General features: G+C 33.1%; 11 protein-coding genes and 1 pseudogene. 6 read left to right on the top strand and 6 right to left on the bottom strand.

Annotation, left to right across the window (positions count from 1 at the left end):
- The 4 genes and pseudogenes from CQA57_RS04035 to CQA57_RS04020 form a co-directional block, all read left to right on the top strand.
- A partial coding sequence (locus CQA57_RS04035) for an autotransporter outer membrane beta-barrel domain-containing protein (RefSeq protein WP_115578949.1) occupies positions 1–3,864 on the top strand: 3,864 nt, incomplete at its 5' end.
- Positions 3,865–4,092: 228 nt separating this feature from the next.
- A pseudogene (locus CQA57_RS04030) lies at positions 4,093–4,629 on the top strand (DUF5131 family protein); the annotation flags it as partial.
- A gap of 65 nt (positions 4,630–4,694) precedes the next feature.
- Entirely contained in the window at positions 4,695–5,870 is a 1,176-nt protein-coding gene (locus tag CQA57_RS04025) for an NADH:flavin oxidoreductase (RefSeq protein WP_211305548.1), read from the top strand.
- A gap of 12 nt (positions 5,871–5,882) precedes the next feature.
- Entirely contained in the window at positions 5,883–6,455 is a 573-nt protein-coding gene (locus CQA57_RS04020; protein ID WP_115578946.1) for a sugar O-acetyltransferase, read from the top strand.
- Here CQA57_RS04020 and CQA57_RS04015 read toward each other — a convergent pair.
- The gene (locus tag CQA57_RS04015; protein ID WP_115578945.1) at positions 6,435–6,971 is read right to left on the bottom strand and encodes a uracil-DNA glycosylase family protein; all 537 of its coding nucleotides are present in this window, start codon (positions 6,969–6,971) and stop codon (positions 6,435–6,437) included. The two genes, CQA57_RS04020 and CQA57_RS04015, sit on opposite strands and share 21 nt — an antisense overlap.
- 9 nt (positions 6,972–6,980) lie before the next feature.
- Positions 6,981–8,411 carry a murein biosynthesis integral membrane protein MurJ gene (gene murJ, locus CQA57_RS04010; protein WP_115578944.1) on the bottom strand — a complete coding sequence of 477 codons (1,431 nt, stop codon included), beginning with the start codon at positions 8,409–8,411 and terminating at the stop codon, positions 6,981–6,983.
- Positions 8,412–8,557: 146 nt separating this feature from the next.
- On the opposite strand from murJ, the gene CQA57_RS04005 reads away from it, so the two are divergent.
- Both CQA57_RS04005 and ruvA read left to right on the top strand, forming a co-directional pair.
- Entirely contained in the window at positions 8,558–10,366 is a 1,809-nt protein-coding gene (locus CQA57_RS04005) for a hypothetical protein (protein ID WP_115578943.1), read from the top strand.
- A gap of 8 nt (positions 10,367–10,374) precedes the next feature.
- Positions 10,375–10,932: a Holliday junction branch migration protein RuvA gene (gene ruvA, locus CQA57_RS04000; protein WP_115578942.1), complete on the top strand. Its 558-nt coding sequence runs from the start codon at positions 10,375–10,377 to the stop codon at positions 10,930–10,932.
- On the opposite strand, the gene ruvX is transcribed toward ruvA, so the two are convergent.
- From ruvX to minD, 4 genes are read right to left on the bottom strand one after another with little or no spacing between them, the layout of a single operon-like run.
- Positions 10,893–11,315, bottom strand: a complete 423-nt coding sequence (ruvX, locus tag CQA57_RS03995; protein WP_115578941.1) for a Holliday junction resolvase RuvX — start codon at positions 11,313–11,315, stop codon at positions 10,893–10,895. The two genes, ruvA and ruvX, sit on opposite strands and share 40 nt — an antisense overlap.
- Entirely contained in the window at positions 11,312–12,097 is a 786-nt protein-coding gene (gene dprA, locus CQA57_RS03990; RefSeq protein ID WP_245941851.1) for a DNA-processing protein DprA, read from the bottom strand. The genes ruvX and dprA overlap by 4 nt, the downstream gene beginning before the upstream one ends.
- Positions 12,094–12,339 (bottom strand): cell division topological specificity factor MinE, encoded by a 246-nt coding sequence (gene minE, locus CQA57_RS03985; RefSeq protein WP_115578940.1) that lies wholly within the window; start codon positions 12,337–12,339, stop codon positions 12,094–12,096. The genes dprA and minE overlap by 4 nt, the downstream gene beginning before the upstream one ends.
- Positions 12,336–13,139 carry a septum site-determining protein MinD gene (minD, locus tag CQA57_RS03980; RefSeq protein ID WP_115578939.1) on the bottom strand — a complete coding sequence of 268 codons (804 nt, stop codon included), beginning with the start codon at positions 13,137–13,139 and terminating at the stop codon, positions 12,336–12,338. The genes minE and minD overlap by 4 nt, the downstream gene beginning before the upstream one ends.
- Positions 13,140–13,145: the final 6 nt, after the last annotated feature.

Here is a 13,145-nt window from a genome sequence, read left to right as displayed (position 1 = left end):
GCTCTTAATGGTGGAAAGATTATTTTTGAAACAATTAAGGGGCAAAATGCTTATGGTATTCAATCTAATTACGATGTAATTTTAAAACCACAAGGTAATGGACAAATAACCTTCAAAACAATTCGTGCAGAAGGAAGTAACGGTGCTAGAGCTGTTGGTATTGATTCTGGATCAACAATTCAAATCTCTCCAGAGATTGGTGGGAGTTTAATTTTTGAAAATATTTCTTCAAAATCTGAAGCAAATGGTATTCGTGTTGCCTCATCATTACGTATTGATCATACAAAAGATCCTTATCAAAGTGGAAAAGCGGCAGCAACAATCTTTAAAAATATTTCATCAGAAGGTCACAATGCAATTGGTATATATGCTTCAAGAGGGGCAGTTTTAGGTTTTTATGGAGGAGGTAGAACAACTTTTGAAAATATTACCTATGAAGGTTCAAATGCATATACTGCTGCAGGATTAATTGTAGATTCTAATTTGACATCAGTTGCTATTGAAAAGGGACATGAGGTTAGATTTAATAATATTGCATCATCTAATGTTGCTTTTGGTTTAAAAACTTCATCATTAAATCTTCAAGTTAATGGAGGAGGAAGTCTACTTCAAGTTGGAACAGTTACTGCAAATGGTGAGGCTACTGGTATTTATGCTCAGAATCAACTCCAGTTGCAAGCATATCAAGATACCTCTGCCATTAAATTCGGAACAATTTTGTCATCACAAGGTAATGCTTATGGTATTAAAGCCAATTCTTCCGAGCTTAACGCTCTTAATGGTGGAAAGATTATTTTTGAAACAATTAAGGGGCAAAATGCTTATGGTATTCAATCTAATTACGATGTAATTTTAAAACCACAAGGTAATGGACAAATAACCTTCAAAACAATTCGTGCAGAAGGAAGTAACGGTGCTAGAGCTGTTGGTATTGATTCTGGATCAACAATTCAAATCTCTCCAGAGATTGGTGGGAGTTTAATTTTTGAAAATATTTCTTCAAAATCTGAAGCAAATGGTATTCGTGTTGCCTCATCATTACGTATTGATCATACAAAAGATCCTTATCAAAGTGGAAAAGCGGCAGCAACAATCTTTAAAAATATTTCATCAGAAGGTCACAATGCAATTGGTATATATGCTTCAAGAGGGGCAGTTTTAGGTTTTTATGGAGGAGGTAGAACAACTTTTGAAAATATTACCTATGAAGGTTCAAATGCATATACTGCTGCAGGATTAATTGTAGATTCTAATTTGACATCAGTTGCTATTGAAAAGGGACATGAGGTTAGATTTAATAATATTGCATCATCTAATGTTGCTTTTGGTTTAAAAACTTCATCATTAAATCTTCAAGTTAATGGAGGAGGAAGTCTACTTCAAGTTGGAACAGTTACTGCAAATGGTGAGGCTACTGGTATTTATGCTCAGAATCAACTCCAGTTGCAAGCTCTTGGTGGTGGAAAGCTTGTGTTCCAGAATGTCTATTCAACTAGAGCAAAAGCTGGTGGGATTGAGGGGAATAGTATGGCGATTTCAGTGACCGGAAATGGAGGCATTGTCTTTGAAAGAGTTTCTTCTGGTGCTGGAGTTAATGGTATTCGTGTTGGAAGTAAATTAGATGTCGATCTTTCAAAGGCATCAGTAGCGGATAGTCTTGTTTTTAAGAGCATTGTTGCACAAAATGGAAATGCTTTAGGAATTTATGCTCCAAATGGTGCAAGTATTACCTTTAAAGGTTCTGGAAGTAATGCAGCATTCAAGAATATAGCTCATCAGGGAGCTTCAACTTCAAATTTTGCTAGTGGGATTGTTTCTGATGGAAGTAATCTTAATCTCAGTGTAATTAATGGAAATCATCTCTGGTTTGATTCTATTGCTTCCACTCATGGAAGTGCTTATGGTTTTAGAACAAGATCAATGCAACTTAATGTAGATAGTAGTAGTTCTATTCGCTTTATTAATATTTCTTCTGGAAATCAATCTGCTGGGATATGGATCAATGATGGAAGCACTGTTAATATTAGCGGAGGAGGAAAAATTGAATTTAGAGATATTTCTTCGAAGGGCAATAAATTAGGAATTCGTGCATGGAGTTCAAAATTTACACTCACTAATACAAGCCTTATTTTTGGCAAAACAAATACTTCAAATAAGTATGGTATTTATAGTGGCATTAACGATCTAAAGCATACTTTTGGTGATGCAAATATTAGCGTCCAAGGTCAAAATGCTGTAGCTATTTATGGAGCATCAAATACAACAATTGAACTTCAGTCTGGAAAGACAATGACACTCTCAGCTAAAAATGGCAATATAGAGACAATGGCAATTGATGGGAAGGTAAATTTTGCTCTTAAGGGAGCAAATTCAAGTTTGGTATTTGATTCTGGAAGCGGAAATATTCAAAGGCTTGATGTAGCAAATGGATCAAATATTAATTTAATTGGATTAAGTTCGAGAAATTCTAATAATTTACAACTTCGAAAAATTACTGTTGAATCTTGGAATGGTAGTGGAGCAAATGTATTGTTATATGCAAATGGAACAGCAACAATTAACACAAGTAGTTTTGATGGAAGGGCATATAAGCCTAGTAAAGAGATGGCATGGTATGGCGGAAGTGATAGAATCGTTATTAATGGCACAAATACATCCAGCACCCAAAATAATACATTAAAAGTTGCGCTTGATACAGTAGATAACCCAGTAAAGTATGTAATATTGGCTGAAGTGGGAGGAAATGCTAAAAATAGCGTTGTATTTAATGGGCTTAATAGTGATAAGAGTCGTACAACAATACAAACTGAGGTTGGATTTGATCAAGGAACAATTGAGATTGCTAGATATGATACAGTAGATAAAGCTTACTATGTAGGAAAAATTCCTGATAAAGCATCATTTAGACTTAATCAACAAAAAGCAAGAGGGGTTGGTGAAGCTCAAAATTCTTCGGCTACTATTGTGTTGGCAAATTTTAACAATCTTAATAAGCGTATGGGTGAATTAAGAGAAAATCCAAATTCCCAAGGTGTATGGACAAGAGTATTTAATGGTGAGGTGTCATCCGATTTTGGATCTGGAAGTACTTTGAACTATACAACAATTCAGGCTGGTTACGACTATAATCTCAGCAAGAACACTGATGCTAATAGTTATCTTGGTATTGCACTCGCTTATCTTAATAGTAAGACTGATAATGCCATCAGTGATACTACAGGAAATGGCGTAGAGGTTGGCGCATACTTTGCTTATGTTAAAGATAATGGGTTGTATACAGATAGCATTGTTAAGGTTGCTTATATTAGTAATAATAATAGTGGCATCAATAGTAAGGGATATAGTCTTACAGATACTAGTGTTACTTCTATTGTTCTCTCTCAGGAAATTGGCTATCAGGCAAAAATTGGAAATTCTGGGTTTTATTTGACACCTCAATTTGAGACGACTTTTGCATATCTTGGTGGTTCTGAAATGACTACTGTGCTTAATGGTAATAGTATGAAAAGCACTCAGGATGCAATTAGTGATTGGAGAAATAGATTTGGACTCCAAGCATCTTATAAGCTGATAGATAGTGATAATAAGTTCAATGCTTCATTTTATGCAAAAGGATCTTATGCTTATGATTATATCAGTGGTGGAGATACAACTTATAAGACTTCTATCTCTTCAGAAACACTTGCAAGTTCAATGAAATCAGATGGAAGATTTGTTTTTAACATTGGTTCTAATATTAATATTAAAGATACTGCAAGACTTTATATTGATTTTGAGAAGAGTGTTGGTGGAAGAATCAATACAAACTATCAAATCAATGTTGGTGTGAGATATAGTTTTGGAGAAAAAAATATTTCTAAGTAAGATCTATTTGTAATATTGCCTATCTGTAGATAGGCAATATTTGCTTTATTTTTAGTTTTTATTATCAAGAGGAGCCACTTGCTTAAAAGTGAAATTTTAATGTTTTAACAGCACTTCTTTATACACATTTTTTCTTTATTTATTATAGAAAATAAGTATAATTTTTTATTGTTTTCTTTTCTGCATTGTCTAAACGATCTTGAAAAATGAACTTTATATTTTGTTAATTCAATGAGTGATTTATTTCACGAAAAAATGGATATTGCTTTTTTGAATCAAATAATGCAAGTCATTACAGAAACTCCGCAACACCAATACCAAATCCTTACCAAACGTCCAAAAAGAATGAGAGAATATTTTCTAACTCATCCTATTCCACAAAATGCTTGGCTTGGAACCACAGTAGAGTCAAGCAGGGTAAAACACAGGATTAAAGAAATTTCAGATTTACCCGCAAAAATAAAATGGCTTTCGTGTGAGCCACTCCTAGATGATTTGGGGGTTTTAGATTTAAGTGGTATTGATTGGGTGATTGTGGGAGGAGAGAGTGGAAGCAATGCAAGGGTAATGCAAGAGCAGTGGGTATTAAATATTCAAAAACAATGTCAAGAGCAAAAAGTTGCTTTCTTTTTCAAGCAATGGGGAGCTTATGGAAGTGATGGAAAAAGAAGAAGCAAAAAAGAAAATGGGGCAAAATTAGAAGGGAGGGAATATCGGAATTATCCCAAGATTTATAAAAAGATAAAAGATTTATTAGAATTTTGAGCTTGACAAAGCGATGGGGGGGGGGGATATAATTCTCTTTTATATTTTTGCTATAAGGAGAGATGATGAAACTTTTTTCTGCAAATAAGATTGCAAATATTGCTTTTAAAAATCACATTATAAGGTCTGCAACTGCAGAAAATATGGCAGATGATTTTGGACGACCAAACAAAGAGCTTATCAAAAAATATGAGCTTTTGGCTAAGGGGAATATAGGAGGGATTATCACAGGAAATATCGCAATTACTCAGAGTGCAAAGCCTATGAAAGAGCCTCATATCCTTGTGCTTGATAGTGATGATAAGATACCTTATTTCCAAGCACTTACCCAACATATACATTCTTTGAATACTCCTATTATTGCACAGCTTACACATTGTGGGGGACAGGGCGAAAGAGATGATGCGATTGCTCCATCAAAAGTCTCTGATTATAAGGCAAGAGAGATGAGCGAAGAGGAGATTTTTCAAGTGATTGATGATTTTGCCCAAGCTATTTTGAGGGCTAAGAAATCTGGTTTTGATGGAGTGCAATTACATTGCTCCCATGGTTTTTTACTCTCTGCTTTTTTCTCTCCAAGAACAAATAAAAGAAAGGATCAATGGGGAGGAGATACAATAAATCGCACGCGTATTGCATTGCATATCATTCAAAAAGCAAGAGATTTGGTAGGAGATTTTCCTATTCTTGCCAAAATCAATGGATATGAGACACTCAAAGGAGGAATTGATTTAAAAGAGGGGGTTAGGGTAGCAAAAAAGCTAAAAGAGTATGGATTTGATGGTATTGAGGTTTCTAATGGAATGCTTAAGGCAGGTATGGCGACTGTTAGGGGCAATGTTCCCTCAGAAATATTATTAGCACTTGATCCAAAATTTGCAAAGATTCCAAGATTTTTGAAACCATTTTTAGCAAGGGTTGTTAAGTTTTTTATCCCTCAGCCAAAGCCTACGCAAAATTTTAATCTCTCTAGTGCCAAGATGATTAAAGATCATATAAAAATACCCGTGATTGTAGTAGGTGGTATTACAGATTTAAAAGATATGCAAGAAATCATTGATAACAATATGGCGGATTTTATCTCTCTTGCTCGTCCATTGATTATTGAACCAAATTTTGTAAAAAAGCTTCAAGAAGGTAGGGCTGAGAGATCAAGGTGCATTCAGTGTAATTTTTGTGTCATCGGTTCATTGTATGAGCCCTTGAAATGCTATTATGGTAAGATTCCAAAAGATTTATAAGGAAAAACAAATATGGATATTTTTCAAAGGGATTTAGCAGGATTGGGAGTGGATGCAAGGGAAGAGGAATTTGCTACAGAGATGCTTCCACGCATCAAAGAAGCTCAAAAGATTCTTGCTAAGCTTAATAATGGTTATCATGATGAGAAGCAAACACGAGAGATTTTGGAAGAATTGATGCATAAAAAGCTTGATTCTTCATTGTGGGTCTTGCCTCCATTTTATACAGATTATGGGAGAAATATTACGCTTGGAAAAAATGTCTTTATCAATCAGGGTTGCACCTTTATGGATAGAGGTGGAATTTTTATTGGAAATGATGTATATATTGCTCCAAAAGTCAATATTATTACTATTAATCATGATTTAAACCCCTATAAACGCACGATTACTTATTGTAAGCCTGTATATATTGAGGATAGAGTATGGATAGGTATTGGAGCAATAATTTTAGCAGGTGTTAGAGTGGGAGAAAATTCGATTGTAGGGGCAGGAGCAGTAGTAACTAAAGATGTGCCAAAAAATTGTATTGTCGGAGGGAATCCCGCAAGAGTTTTGAAAACTTTAACAGATATTGCCAAATAGAGAATCTCTCCATATTGCCAATCTTTTTTCTTTGCTAGAAACTCTATTTAGCGGGCTTGGGCTTGGGAGATAATGGATGTAGCTATTTGTAGTTTTTTTAAAATTTTTATTAAAGATAGATTCTACTTTTCGTGATGTGCCAAAGATTTTAATAGTAGGGTGCTTTGTTAATAAACATTTTAAAAAATCTTTACAGTATTGGTGGTTTTTACCTTCATTGAATAGTTCTTTATCATTGCAATACCACTTCTTGCCTTCATAGCTTTCTATAATGTCATAAAGTGCTATACCTTTTGTATCAAGCCATTTTTCTTTTTCTAGAGCGGATAATTGCGATAAATCTTGATGAAAAATTTCTCCTAATATTTTCCAAAAAGTATTTCTTTTATTTCCATAAAAAAATCCCTCTTGTTTTGATTTTTCTGATGGAAATGAGCCTAGAATCAAAATTTTGTATTGAAAATTGCTATTAAGATATTTTTTCTTTAAATGTCTGAAGGGATGTTGTATTTGCATTTTGTCTTTTTATAGTCTGATAAAGTGCAATAAGATTTCTAAAATTGCAATTTCACATATCAAAAGCACAAATAAAATAAACCATGCTTTTTTATAAAAGAGTATCTCTTTGAAAGTAGTAAAACCAAATTGCTTGATTGTTAGTATAAATAGCACAAAGCCTCCAATGCTTGATGCAAGAGCTAGCCCATATACAGCAAAAAATTGCATTAAAATTAAAGAAGCTAGCGTGCCAATGCCTAATGATATCGCAGAGATTATTGCTGCTTTCCCTTGTCTTTTGTGCGCATAAAGCCAAAGTGAAAAAATTTTTGCCAATCCAAATGGTAAAAGCCCTAAAAGATACAAGGCAAATACATTGGCTGTGATGAGAGTGTCTTCTCGCACAAAACTTCCTCGTTCAAAAAGTATAAAAATAATCTCATTTTTTAGCAAAATGCCACCGCATACACACACAGATAGGGCAATAAACAAAAACCAAAAAGCCTTTTTTAAAAGTTTTTTTGCTTTGTCTTCTTGGGTGTTTTTAATTGCTCTAGCAATAGTGGGGAATAGGGCAGTGGAAACTGCGATAGCAAAAATTGCTAGTGGAAGTTGAAAGATTCTGTTGGCATAATAAAGGTAAGAGATACTACCTGTGGCCAAAAATGAAGCAAGCATTGTATCTAAAAATGCTGCAATCTGCGCAGTGGAGCTTCCTAGCATAGCGGGAAAAAATTGTCTAAAAAAATCTTTAATGCTTTTTTGATAGGCATTTTTAATATGTGTTTTAGCTTTTTTTGTAAGAATGCGATACAAATCTTTAAAACCAATTAGAAATAATCTAAAAAATCTTTTTTGATAAAGTGGGTAAAAATGTATCAATATTTGTGCAATACCTCCGCACAATACCCCATAACTTAAAAGGTAGATAATTTGCATTCCTTGAGATTCCCTAGCTATAAAAAGACTTAAAATCATAAAGATATTTAAAAGAGCAGTGTTATAAGCACTCACCCAAAAAATATTTTTATATTGTAAAAGTGAGCTTAAGAATGTAGTGATAAAAATAAGTTCAAGATACCAAAAGTTAATGACTACAATGGGTTGGGTGAGTTTGATTTTTTCGTCATCAAATCCATAGGCAAGTATTTTTGTAAAAAAGCCAGAAAAATACCAAACAAGCAGCGTTAAAATAAAAATAATGCTTACAAAAATAAGAAAAGTTCCAGCGATAAAAACCCCTTTTCTTCTTGTCGAGATAAGGCTTGGTAGAAAACTTTGTGAAAAAGCACCTTCTCCAAAAACTCTTCTAAAAAGATTTGGAAATTTAAAGGCTGCAAAAAAAATGTCACTCAAGATACCAGCGCCAAGGATATTTGCCATATACAAATCTCGAAAAAATCCAAAGATTCTTGAAAAAAGAATACCGCTGCTATTAGTAAAAAATGCTTTAAACACTTCTATGCGCCTTTTTAATAAATTTTTGGAAACAAAGTTAATTTTATACTAAAATAACCAAGTTATTTATCCGTTTTAGATAAAAAGTTTTAAGTTATTTGAATCTGCTTTGATTTTAGAAAATATAAAAAAGAGAAGAGAAAGACATGTTAGAAGTAAAATTTACCCCACAAATAGTTAAGCATTGCCAAGATGTAAGAAGCGAGTTAGAGAGATTTTCTAAAAATTTTAAGATTGATTTGAAATTTGTGTGGTTTGAAATTTTAGATATACAAACACTTATTGATGAGCAAAATACAGGCTTTAAAGTAGCGGGGGTTGAGGATTTAAAGAGGCTTGATAATGAAATTTTTTACAACAAAGAAAAAATAAAGTTTAAACAAGTTTATGATATACGCATTATTCCAAAAAAAGAAAATATCAATATAGCCTTAAGGATTTCTCCATTTGGTGATAAGGTTGCATTATGTTTATATGATGGTTGCAATTTGATAGATAATGAAGTATTTTATAAGGAATTTATCACTTACATTGAAACGCTTTTGGTTTATGAAGGGATTTTTATTAGAAGAAAAGATTTTTATAAAGATCTTATTAAATCACATATAAAAAAGATTATTGATGAAAAAATAGCATTTCCTTATGAATTTGTTATTTTAAAAAGTGAGCAATACCACCCGCACCAAGAAGCATATTATGATTTTTTGCCTCAGATGGAATGGGAGAGGGAAAATAAAAAGATTGATAATGCATTTTATGCTGTCAATAAGGGTGAAGAGATTCTTAAGTATTTTAAGTCAAAAAAGAGTAAGAGTGGAAGAAATCTTTATGGAGAGTATATCCTAGCAACTCAAATTAGCCTAACAGATGATGAAACATTGCCAAAGTATAATCCACAGGAAGTAGATGTTTTAAAGTTTAAAGATGAGGTTTTATTTCAATCAAAGTTGGATGCATATGTTAAAGTCAAAGATAATGAAATATTATTTTTTACTCAAAATGAATTTCGTGATGTAGATGCACTCAATACACCACCATTACTAGGGGGTTATTCAAAAGGAATTGAATTACATATAACAGCTACAGATTCTACAAAAGATGCAATCAATTCCGGAGTAATCTTAGAGGCTTCAAAAATCAATATTATTGGAAATATCGGTCCTAATGTAAAATTGCATGCAAGTGAGCTTGTAATTGATGGACATACGCATCAGGATACAGAAATCATTGCCACAAAAGCCAATATAGGTGTGCATAAAGGTAATCTTGTGGCACAGGAAGTAAATATCAAAAGCTTAGAATCTGGATTTGTTCAGGCAGAAAACTTGGTGATTGATAATTGTTTGGGCGGTAGTGTGCTTTCTAAGGATGCAAAAATTGCAAAAATTGCAAGTAATAATAAAATCACTGTAAGTCATCGGTTGTATATTGGGAATATCGAGGGTAGTGATAATGTTATTACACTCTCATCCCTTGCTTATACAAAAACTAAAGATATTATTGAAAACTTGGTAAAGAAAAAGGACTTTTTGATTGGCAGTGCAAAAAAGGTATATGCGAAATATCATAAAATTTTAAGCGTTGTTAAGAAAAATAAAGAAATTATTGATGGAATTGGTGCTTTGAATGAGGCAGTTAAAAAAAGAATGATGCAAGATAAGAAAGTTACAGATATTTATGATAGGCATGATAAGATGACAAAAGAATTAAGAATTTTAAAGCAAGAGTTGCTTGATTATCAACATTTTGTGCAAAATACAATCCATAAACTTACACAAGTTGATGAAGAAGTAACAAATGCACAAATTTATTGTGATGATTCTTGGGGGGAGAATACAAAAATTATTTATCAAAGAGAATTTCCTAAAAAAGAGATTAGAAGCCTTGAAGTAACTAAGGATTATAAAGGGGGATATAAAATTGATAGAGAAACCAAAGAGATAGTTCAAATTTAGGAGAATATGTGTTTTTTGCTATCAGAGGGAAAGTTTTTGCCATAGAGCCAACAAGATTGTTGTTAGATAATTCTGGAGTAATTTATGAAATTGCCATTTCGCTAACTACATATAGTGCTTTGAGTAATAAAGATGAGGTTTTTGTTTTTCTTTCTGAAGTAATTAGAGAAGATGCATATCTTTTGTTTGGTTTTAGCGAAGAGCTAGAAAAAAGTCTTTTTGATAGATTGATAAAAATCAATGGTGTGGGTCCAAAGGTGGCTCTTGCAATTTTATCGACTTACCAAACAAAAGATTTTTTAGATATTATTTACAACAAAGATGTTGCGTCTTTGCAAAAAGTCTCTGGGATTGGTGCAAAGAGTGCTGGAAAAATTATGGTAGATCTCTCAGGTTTTTATGTGCAATCACAAGAGGTTAAAATAGAGCAAAAATCACATATTGAGGCTCGTATGGCATTAGAAAGTCTTGGCTTTAAAGTTAGTGCAATTGACAAGGTGCTAAAAGATATTTCATCAATAAATACTCAAGAAGTAATCAAAGAGGCATTAAGACTGCTTAAGTAGCGCTCTAGGATTTTGCAAGCAGCTAAAGAATCAAGCTTTCCATCTTTGTGTGCTAGATGTTTTTTTGTGCCCGTGAGATGGTTGAGATCTTTGCTAGCTTCAACACTACTATAATCTTCATCAATAAAGATTTTATCCGCTTTTGTTTCTAAGAGATTGCAAAAAAACAAAATTCTTTTTTTGGTTTCTTGACAGGCTATGCTTTGAGATTCTGGTATTCCTATAACAAGAGTGGTAATTTTTTTTTCTATCAAAAGCAAATCCAAATCCCTTGCTGCTTGATTACGATTTTTTCGCAGTATGGGCTCTAGAGGCAATATAATGTTATTGAGATAAATAGCAATTCCTATGCGTTTTAGCCCGATATCACAAGCAAGAATCATAAAATAATCACCTTATTGTTTTCTCTTTTGATTTTTCCATCAAGCTCATATTCTAATAGTTGATCCCCAAATTTTAGATATGCTTCTTCAAAATCATTATTTTTTGAGCAAAAATCTAAGATTGCATCATATTGAGGTGTGGCCAATTTTAAGGAGGCAATAAAATCATAGATATCATAAATTGCTTTTGCAAGATTTTTTTGCAAAAGACTATTGGTGCCTAGACTTTCATTTATTCTATGGGGTAATACATATAATGGTTTATTGCAATCTAAAGCCATTTTGGCACTTTGCATACTGCCACTATTAAGATCGGCTTGTGGAATAATAACAATATCGCTTAAACCTATAACAAGACGATTGCGTTGCAAAAAAGAGTATTTTTTTGGCAAAAAGTTTTTTTCATATTCGCTAATAATTAAGCTTTTTTGTGCAATTTCTTTGATAATGTGTGCATTTGCACTAGGATAGATATAATCCAAACTGCTTGGAGCAATCATAATAGTTTTTGGTAGGCTATTTTGATGAGCAATAATATCAACTCCCAATGCTCCGCCACTAATAATATTTGCACCACATTTGCTAAGTTCTTTTGCTAGAGTTGAGGTTAGCGCTTTTGTATAGGGATTGGGTTTTCTTGTGCCAATAATGGCAACATTTACTTGAGAATCTAAAAGTCCAATGTCACCTGTATAAAAGAGGGCTTCTGGAGGTTTTTTAAGCTCTAGAAGTTTTTGTGGAATCTGATCAAGTTTTTTAATGCAAAATGAGCTTAGATTCAAATTTTTGGATTCTCTCCAAAAAGTATTTCAATTTCAAGCATATTGATATTTTGATTAGAATCTGTTTTGATATTGATTCTAGAATTTTTCATATATTTTTGCACTACTTCAAGAAGCTCTTGTTGCATTTCTTGCATATGGGGGATATTTACACTTCTTTCATGAGCCAACATTAAACTTAAGCGATTTTTTGCCTTAGAGGCACTGTTGTTTCTACCAAAAAATTTATCAAACAAACTCATCTAAACAACCTTTTAAGACTATTTAAAATGCCTTTTTGGTGTAAATCTTCAAATGGCACATTATTTCCAAGAATTCTTTGTGTGATATTTTTGTAGCTTGTCGCACTTGGGCTGTTTGTATAAATTACAGGCTCACCTGTGTTAGTTGCAGAAACCACGCGACTATCTTCTGGAACAAGTCCAATTAACGGAAGTGCCAAAATGCTTAATACATCATCAGTGCTAAGCATTTCTCCTTTTGCAACAAGTTCTGGTTTGATACGATTGATAATGATGTGTTTTTGCACTTCTTGATTATTTCTTGCTTTATCTGACTTAGCATCAATAATACCAATCACCCTGTCACTATCTCTTACAGAGCTTACCTCTGGCGTTACTACTACTAATGCTCGATCTGCCCAAAAGATAGCATGCTCAAAACCACTTTCAATGCCCGCAGGAGAATCTAAGAGAATGTAATCAAAATCTTTTTTTAATGCCTCAATAAGATTTTTTACCTTTTCTTTATCAAGAATATTTTTATCCTTGCTTTGAGAAGCTGGGAGAAAATAAAGAGTTTTTGTTTTTTTGTCATTAATGAGTGCTTGATTGAGATTGCATTTTCCCTCCATCACATCAATAACATCATAAACGATACGATTTTCAAGCCCTAGAATCATATCCAAATTTCTAAGACCAATATCAAAATCTACAGCTACTACTTTTTTACCTGTTTGTGCTAATCCTACTGCAATATTTGCCGTGCAAGTAGATTTCCCAACACCACCTTTTCCTGATGTGATTGTTATAACTTCTGCCATTTTCCT

Source organism: Helicobacter anseris (assembly GCF_003364335.1).
Classification (GTDB): domain Bacteria; phylum Campylobacterota; class Campylobacteria; order Campylobacterales; family Helicobacteraceae; genus Helicobacter_H; species Helicobacter_H anseris.
Note: the sequence above shows the minus strand (reverse complement) of the source record. Positions and strands in the feature narration are given on the sequence as shown.

Excerpts from the sequence above, each read along its gene's own strand:
- CQA57_RS04025 (WP_211305548.1), top strand. The coding sequence starts at position 4,695 with ATGAAACTTTTTTCTGCAAATAAGATTGCAAATATTGCTTTTAAAAAT.
- CQA57_RS04020 (WP_115578946.1), top strand. The coding sequence starts at position 5,883 with ATGGATATTTTTCAAAGGGATTTAGCAGGATTGGGAGTGGATGCAAGG.
- CQA57_RS04015 (WP_115578945.1), bottom strand. The coding sequence starts at position 6,971 with ATGCAAATACAACATCCCTTCAGACATTTAAAGAAAAAATATCTTAAT.
- CQA57_RS04005 (WP_115578943.1), top strand. The coding sequence starts at position 8,558 with ATGTTAGAAGTAAAATTTACCCCACAAATAGTTAAGCATTGCCAAGAT.
- ruvX (WP_115578941.1), bottom strand. The coding sequence starts at position 11,315 with ATGATTCTTGCTTGTGATATCGGGCTAAAACGCATAGGAATTGCTATT.
- minE (WP_115578940.1), bottom strand. The coding sequence starts at position 12,339 with ATGAGTTTGTTTGATAAATTTTTTGGTAGAAACAACAGTGCCTCTAAG.
- minD (WP_115578939.1), bottom strand. The coding sequence starts at position 13,139 with ATGGCAGAAGTTATAACAATCACATCAGGAAAAGGTGGTGTTGGGAAA.